The organism is Streptomyces hundungensis, from assembly GCF_003627815.1.
GTDB lineage: Bacteria > Actinomycetota > Actinomycetes > Streptomycetales > Streptomycetaceae > Streptomyces > Streptomyces hundungensis_A.
Window position 1 is genome coordinate 6,514,509 of record NZ_CP032698.1, and the last position, 16,502, is coordinate 6,531,010.

Consider the following 16,502-nt stretch of genomic DNA (forward strand, 5'->3'; position numbering starts at 1 on the left):
GCGGGCGCGCTCACCGAGTGCCGCTTCAGGCACCGGCGCGCAGGACCGCCGCGAGCGCGGCCCGCACGCTCGCCTCGATGTCGGTGATCGGATAGATCGCCTCGACCACCGTACGGTCCCGGTCGACCACCAGGGTCAGGCGCTTGAGCCGGGTCACCCCCGCCACGCGGAAGGTGGGCAGCCGCAACGCCGCCGTCAGGTCGAGACCGGCGTCCGAGAGCAACCGGAAGCGCAGGGCCTCCTTGTCGGCGAACGCCCTTTGCTCGTCCGGGCGTTGGGTCGACACCCCGCGCACGCTCGCACCCGCGGCGGTGAACTCGGCCAGCTGGTCGCGGAAGGTGCAGGACTCCAGGGTGCAGCCGCGAGCGCCGGGGATCTGGGCCCAGCCGGGCGGGTAGGACTCGGCGCGGGCGTAGGCGCCGGGGAAGCAGTACAGGACCGTGTACGGGGCCGAGGGCGCGACCGGGTCCGTCAACTCCCCGTTGAAATCGGTCAGTTGGAGCTCCGGCACCCGGGTGCCGACCAGCTCCCGGACCCGCTCGGTCTCGCCGGACGTCTCGGTCGAGGTGGCCATCGTCTCTCCTTCTCCCAGCACCCAGGTGTCTCCCCAGTCCTGGAGCGCGATCAGTACGGGCAGCAGGGCGCGGCCGTGCGGGGTGAGCCGGTACTCGTGGCGCACCGGGCGCTCCTGGTACGGCTCGCGCACCAGAACCCCGCACTCCACCAGGAGCTTCAGCCGTTCGGCGAGGACCTTGCGGGACATGCCGAGCTCTCGCTGGAGCGCGTCGAAGCGGTGCACCCCGCGCGCCGCGTCGCGCACGATCAGCAGGGTCCACCAGTCGCCCACCACGTCCAGGGCCTGGGCGATGGCGCAGTGCTCGCCGTCGAGCCGAGTGCGTTGGGGCATGTGCCCATCCTTTCGCGGGGCTGGGCGCCGGAATGGCTCCCCGAGTGGCTCGCGCGCCGCCGACCTGCGGGGATCATGCTGCCATAGTCAGTTCCCTCTGGGAACCCGCTGCCTCAAGGGGTCGACGGGAGCGGGATCTCCGTGTCGTGTTCCTGACGCATGTGTCGCCTGATCCGCACACGGGCGTCGACCTCGGCCGACTGGTCGCGTTCCCGCACCGCCAGGCGGAGCCGCGCGGTGAGGGCGGTACACGCTCCGCACTCCTCGGCGTCCTGGGGCGGTGCCTCTGCGAGCGGCATCGTGTAATAGCCGGTCCCGGGTGGTTGGCTCGCGAACATTCGGGTGCTCCCCTCGTCCTCACTCGTCTGTGTACTAGTGCAGTCTCCGAAGTGTTGGAAGCACTCCACAAGGGTGGCGAGTGCACTAGGGTGCCGAGTGCCAGGACGGCTCAACTCCCGTGAGGAGAACGGCAGATGCCCGGAGAGAAGACGTTCACGAAGATCGCCGGCCACTTCCGCGAACGGATCATGTCGGGGGAGCTCGGGCCGGGGGACCGGTTGCCGACCAACCGGGAGATCGCCGGCAACTGGCAGACCGCCGCGGCCACGGTGTCGCGCGCACTACAGGCGCTCCAGGTCGAGGGGTACATCAGGACCACCCCGCGTGGAACGTTCGTGGCGGACGATCCCGTGTGGACCCTCACGCCCAAGGACCGCCTGGAGCGCGTGCAGCGGGTCAGGAGTTTCCTTGCCGACGGCGAGACGTCGCGGGTGACGGCGGCCGAACTCGTCAAGCCGCCGCTGTACGTCGCGGACCTCCTCGACCTGGAGGCCGGGGACCAAGTCATCCGGAGGGAGTGGCTCGCCGGGCGCGGCAAGACCCGCACCGTGTTCGCCGTGACGTGGTACCCGGCGCCGTTCGCCGTCCTGGTGCCGGACCTGCTCAACACCTCGCCCGGCCGGAACCACGGGCTCACGGCCAGGATTCTGGAAGCGACGGGCCGCACGATCACACACGCCAGGGACGACATGCACGCCCGCCAGGCCGACGCCCGCGAGGCAAGCGCCCTGGCCCTGCCGGTGGGCGCTCCGGTGCTGGCGGGCGTCCACCGCTGGTCCGACGACGAGGGTGTCATCGAGTACGGGGAGTGGTGCCTCCCGCCACGGTTCACGATCGGCTACGAGTACACACCCTGACCGGGGGCGGCGGGACACGCGAAGGGCGCGCCCTCGCGAGGGCGGGTCCAGCGCGGACCGGGATCTCGCCGTCGCGAGGGCGGAGCTCACGGGCAGGGTGTCCGGTGCCGGGGCTGCGACGTCGGGCACGCGTACCTCGGCGGCGGGTGCCCGCGCCCCGCGGGCGGGGGCGGACACGGGACCGGCACTTGAGACCGGTTCGCCCCGGCGGGTCGTGGCCGGTTAGGTTTTGGGGCATGACCGACACGACTACCGCTACGACCGGCGCCGCGGCCGCCGGACTCGCCACCATCGCCGCCGACGGCACCATCCTGGACACCTGGTTCCCCGCCCCCGAGCTCGTGACCGTGGCCGAGCCCGGCCCGGCCGGCACCGAGCGCCTCTCCGCCGAGCGCGCCGCCGAACTGCTCGGCGCGGGTGCGCTCAAGGCCGTCGGCGCCGACGAGCGCCGCGGGGTCGAGGTCGTCGCCGTCCGCACGGTCATCGCCTCGCTCGACGACAAGCCGCTGGACGCGCACGACGCGTATCTGCGGCTGCACCTCCTCTCCCACCGGCTCGTCAAGCCGCACGGCCAGAACCTCGACGGACTCTTCGGCCTGCTCGCCAACGTGGCCTGGACCTCGCTCGGCCCGGTCGCCGTGGACGACGTCGAGACCGTGCGCCTCAACGCCCGCGCCGAGGGGCTGCACCTCCAGGTGACGTCCATCGACAAGTTCCCGCGCATGACGGACTACGTCGCGCCCAAGGGCGTACGCATCGCCGACGCCGACCGGGTGCGCCTCGGGGCCCACCTCGCCGAGGGCACGACCGTCATGCACGAAGGCTTCGTCAACTTCAACGCCGGCACGCTCGGCACGTCCATGGTCGAGGGGCGCATCTCGGCCGGCGTCGTCGTCGGCGATGGCTCCGACATCGGCGGCGGCGCGTCCACGATGGGCACGCTCTCGGGCGGCGGCAACGTCCGCATCGTCATCGGGGAGCGGTGCCTGGTGGGGGCCGAGGCGGGCGTCGGGATCGCGCTCGGGGACGAGTGCGTCGTCGAGGCGGGGCTGTACGTCACCGCCGGTACGCGCGTGACGATGCCGGACGGGCAGATCGTCAAGGCGCGGGAGCTGTCGGGGGCGTCCAACATTCTGTTCCGGCGGAACTCCGTCACGGGGGCGGTTGAGGCGCGGCCCAACAATGCGGTGTGGGGTGGGCTGAACGAGGTGCTGCACGCGCACAACTAGATGAATGAGTCCAAGGGGTGGCCTGCGGACATGGCACGAGGGTGCCCATTGTCAGTGTGTGAAGACAGACGTAGACACCCTCGCGACAGCACTCTATGCCCGGATCGACGACGAGTTGAAGGCTTCGCCTCGGTTGGCTCCGTGGCGGCCGGCCGTCGGGATCGGTCCTACGCTCAGTGACGCTGAACTGGTCACTCTCGCGGTGATGTCAGCGCTGCTCGGTTACACCTCCGAGCGGCGCTGGCTGCGCCGCGTCGAGCGGGACTTCGGCCACCTGTTCCCTTATGTGCCCCAGCAGTCCGGCTACAACAAGCGGTTACGCGGCGCGTCCTCGCTGGTCACCAGCATGATCCGGATCCTGGCGGTGGATACCTCGCTGTGGAGCGACGACGTGTGGCTGGTCGACTCCACCCCCGTGGGCTGCGGCTGCTCGCGCGAGACAGCCAAACGATCGGACCTGGCCGGCTGGGCCCAGTACGGCTACTGCGCGTCGCATTCCCGGTACTTCTGGGGGCTGCGGCTGCATTTGGTGTGCACGCTCGGCGGACTGCCGATCCTGTTCGCGCTCACCGGCGCGAAGGCCGATGAACGCGAAACGCTGCGCGACATGCTCGACACCGCGCCCGACGTTGCCGTCTCCCATCCCGGCCAGACGATCATCGGCGACAAGAACTACTACGGCCGCGAGTTCGAGCACGACCTTGCTGAGCGTCACTTCGAGTTGCTGCGGCCGGCCCGCAAGGGGGAGACCGAGCGGGCCGGGGCGCACCTGTTCAAGCCGCTGCGGCAAGTGATCGAGTCGATCAACCAGACCTTCAAAGGGCAGCTCGACCTGGAGCGACATGGCGGCAAGAGCCCGGCCGCGGTCGCGGTCCGCGTCCTGTGCCGGATCCTCGCACTCACAGCGGCGATCTGGCACAACGACAAGACCGGACAGCCAGTCAAACGATCACTGACTGCCTACGATCACTGACCGCAACCACACCCCTTGGACTCATTCATCTAGCCGGAGTCGCCCGGCAGTCGGCGTCACCGGGGGTCCACCCCCGGACCCCTGCCGTGCGTCCGCCCGGGGTTGCCTCCGTGGGGGTTTGCCCAGCCGCCCGCCCGTGACGGGGGTGGAAAGGTCGGGCTCCAGGGGCTCCGCCCCTGCGCCGGCCGGGGGCTCTGCCCCCTGGACCCCCGTGGGGTTTGCCCACCCGCCCGCCCGTGACGGGGGTGAGAAGGCGAGGTTCCAGGGGCTCCGCCCCTTGCCCCGGCCGGGGGCTTTGCCCCCTGGACCCCCGTGGGGTTTGCCCGCCCGCCCGCCCGTGACGGGGGTGGGAAGGCGAGGTTCCAGGGGCTCCGCCCCTTGCCCCCGCCGGGGGCTCCGCCCCCTGGACCCCCGTGCGGGTTTGCCCACCCCGGACGAATCCGCCAAGCCCAAGCGCCCTTTTCAGGGGCGCGGGGAACTGCGCGCCCAGCCACCCACGGCCCGCAGCCAAAGCAGCCAAGGGCCGGTTAGGGGCGCGGGGAACTGCGCACATACCCCGCACCCCCCGGCCCCGCACTCCCCGCAAGCACCACATCCCGCGCCACCCCCAGCCGCGCAACCTCCCCCGGGGACGCCGGAAGGAGGGGCGCCCGGACCGGCAGGTTCAGGAGGGACTTGGCCGTTACCGTGCCCGGCAGGCCGGACGCCATCATCAACTCCACCAGCGGCAGCACCAGTTGGTTGAGGCGAGCCGCCTCGGCCGGCGCCCCCGCGTCGTACGCGTCCAGCACCGCCCGCAGCGGCCCCGGCGCCACGTTCGCGACCGTGCTCACATAGCCCGCGCCCCCCACCGCGTACAGCGGAAGGTTCAGCTCCTCGCACCCCGAGTAGTACGCCAGCGCCGTACGGCCGATCACCTTGGTCGAGCCGAGCAGGTCGTACGCGCAGTCCTTCACCGCCACGACACGCTCGTGCTCCGCGAGCCGCAGCATCGTGTCGACCTCGATGCGCGTGCCCGTGCGGCCCGGGATGTCGTACAGCATCACCGGCAGCCCCGTCGCGTCGGCCACCGTGCGGAAGTGGGCCTCCACCGCGTCCTGCGGGGGCCGGCTGTAGTACGGGGTCACCACCAACAGGCCGTCCGCGCCCGCCCGTTCGGCCGCCCGGGCCAGCTCCACGGTGTGGGCGGTCGACGCGCTGCCCACGCCCGCCACGACCGCGGCCCGGTCGCCGACCGCCTCCACCACGGCCCGTACCAGCGCGGTCTTCTCCTCGTCGGACGTCGTCGGCGACTCGCCGGTCGTGCCGTTCAGGACAAGCCCGTCGCAGCCGTTGTCGACCAGGTGCGCGGCCAGCTCCTGCGCGGCCGGAAGATCGAGTTCGTACGAGGCGGTGAACGGCGTGACCATGGCGCACAGCGCCCGCCCGAAAGTTGTCTTCATGGGTGGGCAGTTTTGCCCCGCCCTACGGTTAACGTCTACTTAGATTGTCTGGGTTCTGGGATTAGCTCTGCTGAAGAGTGCCCGGCCCCCGTCACCACAAGTTCCGCTTCGACCACGTCGGATCCCCCGCGTACGGGTGGAAGGAATCCAGGTTGTCCTTCGCCGGATGCCTGCGGCCCGCCGGGCCCGCCGCGAAGGCGCGCAGCAGATTCTCCGTGACCCTCGACGTGAACGTCGCCGTCGTCCCGTCGATGCCGTGGCCGCCCGCCCCCACCGTCGACTGCACCCATCGCATCGTCCCCGTGTTGAAGACGCTCGCCCCCGAACTCGCCGTGTAATACGCCGAGTTGGCGAAGGAGCGTACTCCTCGACAGGTCAGGGGCGAGTGGGATATCACCTCCATCGGGCGCGGCGTCGTCTCCGTGCCGTTCGCCCGGTCGTACTCCGTGCCCACCAGGCCCGGGAACTTCGCGCCCCGCTGGACGCCCGTCCCTTCGAACAGCCAGTGGTCGGGGGAGGTGACCACATAGTCGGCGGTGGTCGGGTTCGACTCGTACAACGTGCCGGTCAGGGAGCTCTCCGGCTGGGCGTGCGGGGGCTCGCGGAAGTTGGTGGTGGGAGGTTCGCCCTCGCGGCGGCCCGGGTCCTTGGGCCAGTCGTTCTTGTAGCAGACGATCAGGCGGTGATCGCCGAGCGCGGTGTTCTCCAGGCGTATGCGGCGGAAGCAGGCGTTCGCGCCGAGGAAGGCTATGTTCGTGCCCCGGTCGCGCACGGCCGTGACCCGGTCGCGCATCGCCTGCGTCCAGTATTCGTCATGTCCCAAAGACAGCACGGCAGTTGACCCGTCGAGTAGGCGTGGGTCGCGGTCGATGTCCATGTTCGTGACGTACGCCGGGTTCAGGCCCAGCTTCTCCGCCAGCGCCACCACCGGCTGCTCATAGGTGAGGAAGAGGCCGTCGCCGTCCTGGTGGTAGGGCCGGTCGCAGCTCACCGCGCGCGAGCGGTCCCCGTCGTCGCCGCTCGGGCCGTTGTAGAGGCTGTGGCCGCCCCATTCGTTGTACGCCTGCCAGGTCGCGACCGCGTTGACGATCACCACCCGGCCCCGGGTGGTGGCCGACCTGACGGTGACCGGGACGTAGCGCTGGCCGCCGCTGTCGGCGGTGAGGCGGATCAGGTACGAGCCCTCGGGCCAGTTTCCGGTCGTGATCTCGGGGCCGGGCGACCAGTGGGCCGCCGTGACCGTGTACGTTCCCGGATCGACCTTCGCGGGGGATTGGCGTATGCCCTTCAGCGGCCCCGACTCCCACACTTTGCGGGCCAGGGCGCCCCCGTACCAGCCCATCCGGAACGCCTCGGCGCGATACGTCTTCGCGGTGGTGTGCACATGGAGGCGGAAGGAGTCGCCGGGCGCCACGCTCGTACGGTCCGCGTAGCCCTCGACCTCGTGCTCGGCGCCGCGCCCGGTGAGCCGCCAACTCGCGGTCCCCGGGCGGTCGTTCTCCTGCGCCGGCGGTTGGGGGGAGGGGGAGTGGGTGGCGGCGTCCTTGCCGCCCCGGTCACCGCCGGGCGCACAGCCCGCCGTTCCCGCCGCTCCCGCCGTGGCGGCCACGCCGGCCGCCCCGAGGAAGGCCCTGCGACTGAATGCCGCGCGGTCCATCGCACAACTCCGCTCTGCCGTCCGGTCCCTGCGGGGACCAAGTGTGCGGGAGCCGCACCCGGCCGTGGCATGATCGGGCGCGGGCGCGGCTGAAAACCGCGATTGAGGAAAACAGCAGTATGAGCGCAGCACGTGTCGCACTGATCACCGGCTCCTCCTCCGGCATCGGCGCCGCCACCGCCCGCCGGCTCGCCGCGTCCGGGGTCCGCGTCGTGATCAACTCCCGGTCGCCCGAGGCGGGGGAGGAACTCGCCGCCGAACTGCCCGGCGCCCGCTACATCCAGGCGGACGTCTCGGTCGACGGGGAGGCCGAGCGGCTGGTCCAGGGCGTCATCGACGCCTTCGGGCGGCTCGACATCCTGGTCAACAGCGCCGGCACCACCCGCTTCATCCCGCACGACGACCTCGCGGCCGCGAGCCCCGAGGTCTGGCGGGACATCTTCGACGTCAACGTCCTCGGCGTGTGGCAGACCATCACCGCCGCCGCCCCGCACTTGAAGGCGAGCGGCTCCGGCGCCGTCGTCAACGTGTCCTCGCAGGCGGGCGTCCGGCCGAACGGCAGCTCCATCCCCTACGCCGTCTCCAAGGCGGCGGTGAACCACATGACGCGGCTGCTCGCCAAGACGCTCGGCCCCGAGGTCCGCGTCAACGCGGTGGCGCCCGGCTTCATCGAGACCCCCTGGTACGAGGGCGCCGAAGGCTTCGCCGACACCAAGCGGCACGTGGAGAGCGTGGTGCCACTGCGCCGTACCGGAAGCGCCGAGGACGTGGCCGACGCCATCGCCCACCTCGTCGACGCCCCGTACATCACGGGCGAGGTCGTGTTCGTGGACGGCGGCGGCAACCTCGTGTGAGCCCGGTCCAGGGGGGCCGTCCGGACCGGGAGGAGGAAAACCTCCCGGTCCGGACGCCACCCGCTACGGGCGGAAGCGGATGACCTGCGGGTCGTGGTCGCTGGTCTGGTTCGCGAACTCCGCGTTGATGTGCACGCTGTCGTAGTCGAAGCCACGGACGGCGGGGCTGGTCAGGATCTGGTCCAGGACCTGGGTGTTGCCCTGGTACACGTAGGAGTAGCGCTCCTTCTTCGGCAGCGTCCGGTAGGCCGAGCGCAGCGCGCCGCCGTCCTCCAGGGCCTTGGTGGTGCCCGAGAAGTCGAAGTCGTTGATGTCGCCGAGCGCCAGCACGTCCGCGTGCTTGTCGACCGCGAGCAGCTGCTTCACGAAGGCGTTGACGGCCTGCGCCTGCTGGAGCCGCTTGGTCTCCGAGGAGCGCGGCACCGGCTGGTGCTGGGAGAGCAGGCCCTCGTCGCCACCCTTCGACGCGAAGTGGTTGGCGATCACGAAGACCGTCCTGCCCTTGAACACGAACTCGCCGGCCAGCGGCTTGCGGCTGTCCTGCCATGCCGGGTTGGCCGGGTCGATCCGGCCGGGGGAGACGGTGAGCGCCGGGTGGCCCTTGGTGCCGGTGACGGCGACGGCGGTCTTGTAGTCGCCGCCGGGGCGGTCGGTGAAGGAGACCCTGGCCGGGTTGAACAGGAAGCCCTGGCGGATGTTGCCGCCGGGCTCGCCGCCGTCCTTGTTGTTCTCCGGGTCGATCGAACGCCACTGATAGGCCGGGCCACCCGCGGCGACGATCGCGTCCGTGAACTTCCTTACGGTCGCCGAGGCGTCCACCGTGCCGTCGTTCTTGGCGCCGTTGTTGTCCTGGATCTCCTCCAGGGCCACGACGTCCGGCGAGGCCAGGTTGGTCACCACGCCCTGCGCCAGCGCGTCGAACTTGGACTGCGGGTCGGACGGGTCCAGGTTCTCCACGTTGTACGTGGCCACCGCCAGCTCGCCCGTGCGCTGCTTGCGGGTGATCTCGCGCTTGAGGCCGTTGTCCTTGACCGTGCCGAGGGTGCGCGCCGTGATCGTGTAGCCGCCGAACTGGTTGAAGTCCAGGGGGCCTTCGGTGGTCCCGGTCAGCGTGTCGCCGACGTTCGCGGTGGGGAAGGGCTGCTGGTCCTTCGGCATCAGGCTCTGGATCTGGAGCCGGCCGGTGTTCTGGTCGGTGTACGAGGCGTACAGGGAGCCGCCGCGCGCGGTCCGGTTCTCGTGGGGCTTCACCGTGACCCACAGCTCGGAGTACGGGTCGGTGGCGCCGACGACCCGCGAGGTGCCGATGCGGACGTTCATGCCCTCCAGGGACTCGTAGTAGTCCGTGGCGTACGTCTTGGGGCGCAGGGCGAGGCCGTTGACGCTGTTGCCGGCCGCCGGGTCGCCGTTCGGCGTGTACCGGTCGGGCACCGAGCGCGCGGTGATGACGACCGGAGCGGGCACCGCGTTGCCCGAGGACAGGACCGTCACGGTCGGCTTCGAGAGCTGGGTCAGCGACTGGTTGCCCGAGGAGAGCCCGCCGGGAACGTACTCGGTGACGGTGGCGGAGACGTCCACCGCGTCGCCCACCGCGACGGTCGGGTTGGAGCCGGTGAAGACGAAGATGCCCTCGCTGGTGGCGGGGTTCTTGTCGGGCGCGGTGTCCTGGAACCAGAAGCCCTTGGAGGAGCCATAGGCGCGCACACCGGTGACCACGCCGGTCACGCCCGTGACCTGCTGGCCGGCCAGCGGCGATATCCGGGTGGTGCCCTGGACGTCATGGATCTTCGCCGGCACGGGGGCGGCGGGGGCCGCCTGCGAGGAGGCGGCAGAGATCAGGCCTGCGGCGAGCGCTGCGGCGACCACGGCGGACACGGCGGCGGTTCTGGGAACGGGCATTCACGTACTCCGGGTGATGAGGGAGGAAAGGTGCGTGCGGCGGTGCGGTTCTACGCGCGTCAATCTCTTGTCTGGGGTGGTGAGTTGTCAAGAGTTCGCGGTGGACGACTACTGACGAGTAAGTGAATCTCCGGTGCGCCGGGCGCGGTGCCCGTCGCGGCCGGCCCACGGTGAGCCCCGCGGCCGGGGCGTCGGCGGCCGAGCGCACGGCCGGCGCAACGAAACCCGGTGAAATGCGTCTACGCTGGGTGCCGCTCGCCCACCGCTGACCCAGTGGGACCGGAGCGCCCAGACCGTACGGCCGAGGAGTACCCCCAGATGTCCGGAGACCGCCCCACCCTGCCGCCGGTACGGCTGAACTCCGAGGCGGAGCTGGCCCGGGAGGCCCTGTCCGCCCCGCTGCTCGCCCGCGCCGTGCGGCTCGCCCGCTGGGCCGGACCCGAAACCCGGGTCGGTGCGGGCGGCGAACTCGTCGAGGAGCAGCTGCCCGCGGCCGCCGCGGAACTCGGCCTGGGGGACGACCAGGACGGCCCGGCGTACGCGAGCGAGGCCTGGCGGGTCGCGGTCGACACCGGCCTCGTCGACATCGAGGACGCCCCGGCCGCCGGCGAGGACGACGACGCCGAGGGCACCGCCTCCGCCGGCGAGAACCTGTCCCTGCTCACCGCCGGATCGCCGCACGACGTCCTCGCCCTCTGGCTCGACGCCTTCGACGTGATCTTCGCCGACGCCACCGCCCCGGTCATCGACGACTTCGCCGACCTCGTCGGCGAGGACGGCGAGATCGACTTCGAGCGCCTCGAATGGGACCCCGAGGAGGAGGCCGACTTCCTCGAAGGCGTCCTCGGCAACCTGTATCTGCTCACCGTCAGCGAGTCCGGCACCTCACAGGGGCCCGTGCCGCTGCCCGCGCTCGCCGCCTCGATGATCGTCCCCGACGACATGGGGGAGCCCACCGACGACATCCTGGAGCAGGTCTCCGACGCGATGATGCGCCTCGACGACCAGTTCCGGATCCTGGAGCCGATCGGCCTGGTCGAGTACGAGCCCGTCGACGAGGCGCTGATGGCCGAGGTCGGCGACGAGCCCACCCCGCCCGTCGACGACGAGGACGTGTCCCGCTACGGCATGGTCCGGCTGACCCCGCTCGGCCTCTACGGCGTACGGGCCCGGATGCTGGAGGCGGGCGTGGACGCGCCGGCCGTCGGCGACCTGGCCGACAAGGGCGCCGACGCGCTGCTCGACGGCATCGCCTACTTCCCCGAACTCTCCGCCCGCGCCGAGACCGAGCAGTGGCTGGCCCGGCGCGAACCGGCCGAAGCGGCCGGGGAGTTGCTCGCGGCCGCCCGGGGTGGCGACGCCGGCGCCCCGCTGCGACGGCTGCACTGCCAGCAGGCGCTCGCCCTGACCGGAGCCTCGGCCGAACCCGCCGTGCGCGCGGTCCTTCCCGACCCCGAACTCGGAGGCCTGGCCCGGGTGTGGCTCGCCGAGCGCGGCGCCCCCGACGTGCCGCCGCCCTCCGAGACCATGATCTTCTGGTTGGCCATCGACACCATCGCGGCCCAACTCGCGGTCGAGGGCGACCTGGAGGAGCTCCAGGAACTCGTCGAGGGCCTGGTCGGCCAGCACAGCGGGTTCTTCGACGCGGCCTGGCGGGTGGAGCACCCCGCGACGGCGGACGTCCTGGAGGCGATGGGACGCCTCCACCCCGACAAGTCCACCGCCAAGGAGGCCCGCAAGGCGGCCTTCAAGGCCCGCTCCCGCACCTGACCTTCCCGCACTCGCCCTCTCGCCCTCTTCTCCGCCCGGCGTCCTCCACGGCCGCCGGGCGGAGTCATGCCCGGACGCTCCGTGTCCGCCAACTCGGGCTGTGCGGCAGCGAGTTGAGCTTCGTTCGGGCCGGTGCCGCCGGGCCCCGTGAAGGTCGCGCCCACGCATCCGCCCCTGCCCGCGCCCGTGAAAATCCGTGGCGGGCCTTCGCACCCCGCGCCTAGGGTCGAACTCGTCCCGGTGCGCAGGCAACGGCTCCTTCCTCGTATGAAATGCGCCGTCGCCGCATCCGATCTCGGGAGGCCATTCACCATGGCTCGGTTCAACACGCGCGCCACCACCGCGCGCACCACCTCGCCGGTGGCGTCCACCGGCGTCCTCGCCCCCACCCACGAGGGCGGCCGCGGCCACCTGCGGGACGCCCGCTCGGAACTGTTCCTGCTCGCCGTCGCCAACTTCGTTTCCCAGCAGAGCTTTTACGAGTCCGGTGCGGACCGCGACGACCGGTTCGCCACGCTGGTGCGCGGGCTCGCCGTAGAGGACCCCGAGTGGACCGCGGGCCTGCTCGGCTGGCTGCGCGGCGAGGGCGGGCTGCGGACCGCCTCCCTCGTCGGCGCCGCCGAATACGTCAAGGCGCGCCTCGACGCGGGCGCCGCCGACGGCCCCGCCAACCGCGCTGTCATCGCCTCCGTGCTGCTGCGCCCCGACGAGCCCGGCGAACTGCTCGGCTACTGGACGTCCCGCTACGGCCGCAACGTGCCCAAGCCCGTGAAGCGCGGCATCGCCGACGCCGTACGCCGTCTGTACAGCGGCAGGGCGCTGCTCAAGTACGACACCGCGTCCAAGGGGTACCGCTTCGGCGACATCCTCAACCTGGTGCACGCGGCGCCCGACCCGGCCAAGCCGTGGCAGGGCGAGCTGTTCCGGTACGCGCTGGACCGGCGGCACCACCCGGACACGGCGGTGCCACCGCCCGGCAACTCCGTACTGAGCGCGCACCGGGCGCTGATGGCGCTGCCGGTCAAGGAGCGCCGCCGCGCGGTGCTGCACGCCCCCGACGGCGCCGAGCGGCTGGCCGCCGCCGGGCTGACCTGGGAGGCGCTCGCGGGCTGGTTGCAGGGGCCGATGGACAAGCGGGCCTGGGAGGCGGTCATTCCGTCAATGGGCCCGATGGCGCTCGTGCGCAACCTGCGCAACTTCGATGCGGCGGGCGTCTCGGACGAGGTCGCCGCACGGGTGGCGGCGAAGATCTCCGACCCCGAAGTCGTCGCCGCGTCACGGCAGTTCCCGTTCCGCTACCTCGCCGCCCACCGCCACGCGCCTTCGCTGCGCTGGTCCTACCCGCTGGAGCGGGCGCTCGGCCACTCGCTGGCCAACGTGCCCGCGCTCGGCGGCCGCACCCTGATCCTGGTCGACCGCTCGGGCTCGATGTGGGCGCCGCTCTCGGACCGCTCCCGGCTCAACCGGGCCGACGCCGCCGCGATCTTCGGTACGGCGCTCGCGGTACGGGCCGACGACGCGGACCTCGTGCAGTTCGGCTCCCACAGCGCACCCGTGGCGTACCGGACGGAGGAGTCCGTCCTGAAGGTCCTGGCGCGCTTCGGCGACCTCGGCGGCACCCGCACCACCGAAGCGGTCCGCCGGCACTACCGGGGCCACGACCGGGTGCTGATCGTGACCGACGAACAGAGCGCCCACCACCGCGACGGCGGCCCGACGGAGCAGATCCCGGCGCAGGTGCCCGTCTACACCTGGAACCTGGCCGGATACCGGACCGGGCACGGCCCGTCGGGCACGGCCCACCGGCATGTCTTCGGGGGCCTGACCGACGCGGCGTTCCGCATGGTGCCGCTGCTGGAGGCGGGCCGCTCGGCCGACTGGCCGTGGCAGCGGGGCTGACGGCCGCCCTCACGCCTGGTGCTCAGGCCCGCTTGAGCACCAGGCTCACGTTGTGCCCGCCGAAACCGAAGGAGTTGGCGAGCGCCGCGTCCCAGGAGCCGGTGCGGTTCTCGCCCGCGACCACATCCAGGGTGACCGCCGGATCGAGGCGGTCCAGGTTGCGTGTGGCCGGCACCGTGCCGTCGTACAGCGCCAGCAGCGCCGCCATCGCGCCGATCGCACCGGAGGCGCCGAACATGTGCCCCGTCATCGACTTGGTCGCGGTGACCACCGGATGCGTGCCGATGGCCCGGGCCACCGCCTGCGCCTCGGCGAGGTCGCCCGGCGGGGTGGAGGTGGCGTGCGCGTGCACGACGCCGATGTCGGAGCGGCCCAACTCGGCGTCGCGCAGCGCGTTTTCGATGGCCCGTACCTGCCCGGCCACGTCCGAGGCGGTGATGTGGTCCGCGCTGGACGTCACGGCCGCGCCCGCCACCGACCCGTACACCCGCGCGCCCCGCGCCCGCGCGAACTCCGCCCGCTCCAGGACGAGCAGCCCCGCCCCCTCGCCCATCACGAAACCGCTGCGGTCCACATCGAAGGGGCGCGACACCGCCGCCGGATCCTTGTCCTCGGTCGACAGGGCCTTCATCTGCGCGAACGCGGCGAGCGTGAAGGGGTGCAGACAGGCCTCGGTGCCACCGGCCACCACCACATCGGCGCGGCCCGCACGGATCAGGTCCAGGCCCATCGCGATCGCCTCGGCACCGGAGGCGCAGGCGCTGACCGGGGTGCGGGCCCCGCCCAGCGCGCCGAGCTCCATCGACACCCAGGCGGCCGGCCCGTTCGGCATGAGCATCGGCACGGCGTACGGGGAGAGGCGCCGGGAGCCGCTCTTCTCGAACGTGTCGTCCTGGTTCAGGGTGCTCAGCACGCCACCGGCGCCGGTACCGATCACCACCGCCAGCCGTTCCGGAGCCACCTCCGGGGCGCCCGCGTCCTGCCAGGCCTCACGGCAGGTGATCATCGCGAGTTGTTCACAATGATCAAGCTTGCGTGCCTCGACCCGGGCCAGCAGCGACAGGGGGTCCACGGCGAGGCCGGCCGCCACCGATACGGGCAGCTCCGCCGCCCAGTCCTCCTCCAACCGCCGCACTCCGGAGGTGCCGGCCAGCATGGCTGCCCAGGTGGTGGTGGCATCGGCGCCGAGCGGGGTGAGGGCGCCGAGACCGGTGACGAGTACTTCTCCAAGATCATTCATGCCTCGACCCTGTCAGCCGAACGGAGGCCGCGGTGAGAGCGTCAAGGTAGCGATTTGTCCCGGAGGGTTTGTGGGGTTCCTATAGGGCGGATGTGCGATGCGGAGGGCGGGACCCGGGGCCCCGCCGCGCTCGGTCGTCGAAGGATCCGCCCTCCGGCGCCGCTACAGAGCCTCCGCCCCCGGCTTCACCATGCCGCGCGCCGTACGGGACTTCACAAAGCTGCCGAGCCCCGTCATCTCCCACTCGCCCGAGAACTGCTTGATCAATTTCGCCATCATGACGCCGGTCTGCGGCTCCGCGCCGGTCAGGTCGAAGCGCACGAGCTCCTCGCCGCTCGCCGCGTCGATCAACCGGCAGTACGCCTTGGCGACCTCGCTGAACTTCTGGCCGGAGAAGGAGTTCACGGTGAAGACCAGGCCGGTGGCCTCGGCGGGGATGCGGCCGAGGTCGACCACGATCACCTCGTCGTCACCCGCGCCCTCGCCCGTCAGGTTGTCGCCGGAGTGCTTGATGGCGCCGTTCAGGATGGAGAGCTTGCCGAAGTAGCAGGTGTCCAGGTGGTTGCGCTGCGGGCCGTAGGCGATCACCGAGGCGTCCAGGTCGATGTCCTTGCCGCGGAACGCGGGCTCCCAGCCAAGACCCATCTTGACCTGGGAGAGCAGCGGGCGGCCGCCCTTGACCAGGGACACCGTCTGGTTCTTCTGGAGGTTGACCCGGCCCTTGTCCAGGTTGATCTTTCCGCCGGCCGTCGGAGCGGGGGCGGCCGGTGCCGCGGGAGCCGCCGGGGTCGGGGCGGGGGCCGCGAGGCGCGGATCGGCCGGAGGGGTGGACGGCATCGGCGGCGCGGTGGGTGTGGTCGGTGCGGAGGGCGCGGCGGGTGTGGCGGGCTCCGATACCGAGACGCCGAAGTCCGTGGCGATCCCGGCGAGGCCGTTGGCGTACCCCTGCCCCACCGCGCGGGCCTTCCAGGCGCCGCCGCGCAGATAGATCTCCATGACCACCAGCGCCGTCTCGCTGCCGAGGCGCGGGGGCGTGAAGGAGGCGATCACGCTGCCGTCGTCGCCGTTGCGCAGGGTGGCGGTGGGCTCGATGCCCTGGAAGGTCTGGCCCGCCGCGTCCGGACTGGCGGTCACCACGATCTTCTCGATGCCGGGCGGCACGGCGGCGGTGTCGACGACGATCGCGTCGGCCGCGGACCCGCCGCCGGAGCGGTGGGTGACGCCGGGGCCCTGCGGCTGGTTGTAGAAGATGAAGTCGTCGTCCGAGCGCACCTTGCCGTCGGCGGTGAGCAGCAGGCCCGAGACGTCGAGCCGCACGGGGGCGGTGACGTCCACCGTCACGCGGGTGGTCGGGAGCGGAAGGTTCGAGCCGGGGGTCATTGCGGTCATGCCCCGGAAACGAGCGGCGCGGCTTTGCGGTTCCTTGAACCTCGGCC

Annotated in this window: 13 protein-coding genes; 6 read left to right on the forward strand and 7 right to left on the reverse strand. The window is 71.8% G+C overall.

Features of this window, described 5'->3' with window-relative positions; translation table 11 throughout:
- Positions 1 to 25: 25 nt before the first annotated feature.
- Both DWB77_RS28860 and DWB77_RS28865 read right to left on the reverse strand, forming a co-directional pair.
- Positions 26 to 907, reverse strand: a complete 882-nt coding sequence (locus DWB77_RS28860) for a winged helix-turn-helix transcriptional regulator (protein ID WP_120724523.1) — start codon at positions 905 to 907, stop codon at positions 26 to 28.
- A 113-nt stretch (positions 908 to 1,020) separates the two neighbouring features.
- Positions 1,021 to 1,245: a hypothetical protein gene (locus DWB77_RS28865; protein WP_120724525.1), complete on the reverse strand. Its 225-nt coding sequence runs from the start codon at positions 1,243 to 1,245 to the stop codon at positions 1,021 to 1,023.
- A 135-nt stretch (positions 1,246 to 1,380) separates the two neighbouring features.
- On the opposite strand from DWB77_RS28865, the gene DWB77_RS28870 reads away from it, so the two are divergent.
- From DWB77_RS28870 to DWB77_RS28880, 3 genes are all read left to right on the forward strand, one after another.
- The gene (locus DWB77_RS28870) at positions 1,381 to 2,103 is read left to right on the forward strand and encodes a GntR family transcriptional regulator (protein ID WP_120724526.1); all 723 of its coding nucleotides are present in this window, start codon (positions 1,381 to 1,383) and stop codon (positions 2,101 to 2,103) included.
- Between the two features lie 236 nt (positions 2,104 to 2,339).
- Positions 2,340 to 3,332, forward strand: a complete 993-nt coding sequence (gene dapD / locus DWB77_RS28875) for a 2,3,4,5-tetrahydropyridine-2,6-dicarboxylate N-succinyltransferase (RefSeq protein WP_120724528.1) — start codon at positions 2,340 to 2,342, stop codon at positions 3,330 to 3,332.
- Between the two features lie 58 nt (positions 3,333 to 3,390).
- Positions 3,391 to 4,305, forward strand: coding sequence for an IS982 family transposase (locus tag DWB77_RS28880; RefSeq protein WP_120724530.1), 915 nt, complete (start codon positions 3,391 to 3,393; stop codon positions 4,303 to 4,305).
- Positions 4,306 to 4,832: 527 nt separating this feature from the next.
- On the opposite strand, the gene dapA is transcribed toward DWB77_RS28880, so the two are convergent.
- Together dapA and DWB77_RS28890 are read right to left on the reverse strand one after the other, a co-directional pair.
- Positions 4,833 to 5,747, reverse strand: coding sequence for a 4-hydroxy-tetrahydrodipicolinate synthase (gene dapA, locus DWB77_RS28885; RefSeq protein WP_120724532.1), 915 nt, complete (start codon positions 5,745 to 5,747; stop codon positions 4,833 to 4,835).
- A 91-nt stretch (positions 5,748 to 5,838) separates the two neighbouring features.
- Positions 5,839 to 7,404 (reverse strand): N,N-dimethylformamidase beta subunit family domain-containing protein, encoded by a 1,566-nt coding sequence (locus DWB77_RS28890; RefSeq protein ID WP_216826870.1) that lies wholly within the window; start codon positions 7,402 to 7,404, stop codon positions 5,839 to 5,841.
- Between the two features lie 119 nt (positions 7,405 to 7,523).
- Here DWB77_RS28890 and DWB77_RS28895 point away from each other — a divergent pair, with 119 nt between their 5' ends.
- The gene (locus DWB77_RS28895; RefSeq protein ID WP_120724534.1) at positions 7,524 to 8,258 is read left to right on the forward strand and encodes an SDR family NAD(P)-dependent oxidoreductase; all 735 of its coding nucleotides are present in this window, start codon (positions 7,524 to 7,526) and stop codon (positions 8,256 to 8,258) included.
- Between the two features lie 63 nt (positions 8,259 to 8,321).
- Here DWB77_RS28895 and DWB77_RS28900 read toward each other — a convergent pair whose 3' ends face one another.
- Complete coding sequence (locus DWB77_RS28900; RefSeq protein WP_120724536.1) at positions 8,322 to 10,157, reverse strand: endonuclease/exonuclease/phosphatase family protein; 1,836 nt, start codon at positions 10,155 to 10,157, stop codon at positions 8,322 to 8,324.
- A 318-nt stretch (positions 10,158 to 10,475) separates the two neighbouring features.
- On the opposite strand from DWB77_RS28900, the gene DWB77_RS28905 reads away from it, so the two are divergent.
- Positions 10,476 to 11,927, forward strand: coding sequence for a hypothetical protein (locus DWB77_RS28905; RefSeq protein ID WP_120724538.1), 1,452 nt, complete (start codon positions 10,476 to 10,478; stop codon positions 11,925 to 11,927).
- Positions 11,928 to 12,239: 312 nt separating this feature from the next.
- Positions 12,240 to 13,826, forward strand: coding sequence for a TROVE domain-containing protein (locus DWB77_RS28910; RefSeq protein WP_120724540.1), 1,587 nt, complete (start codon positions 12,240 to 12,242; stop codon positions 13,824 to 13,826).
- A gap of 22 nt (positions 13,827 to 13,848) precedes the next feature.
- Here the strand turns inward: DWB77_RS28910 and DWB77_RS28915 are convergent, their stop codons facing one another.
- Together DWB77_RS28915 and DWB77_RS28920 are read right to left on the reverse strand one after the other, a co-directional pair.
- Positions 13,849 to 15,066, reverse strand: coding sequence for a beta-ketoacyl-[acyl-carrier-protein] synthase family protein (locus DWB77_RS28915; protein ID WP_120724542.1), 1,218 nt, complete (start codon positions 15,064 to 15,066; stop codon positions 13,849 to 13,851).
- Between the two features lie 162 nt (positions 15,067 to 15,228).
- The gene (locus tag DWB77_RS28920; RefSeq protein WP_120724544.1) at positions 15,229 to 16,455 is read right to left on the reverse strand and encodes a TerD family protein; all 1,227 of its coding nucleotides are present in this window, start codon (positions 16,453 to 16,455) and stop codon (positions 15,229 to 15,231) included.
- Positions 16,456 to 16,502 lie beyond the last annotated feature (47 nt).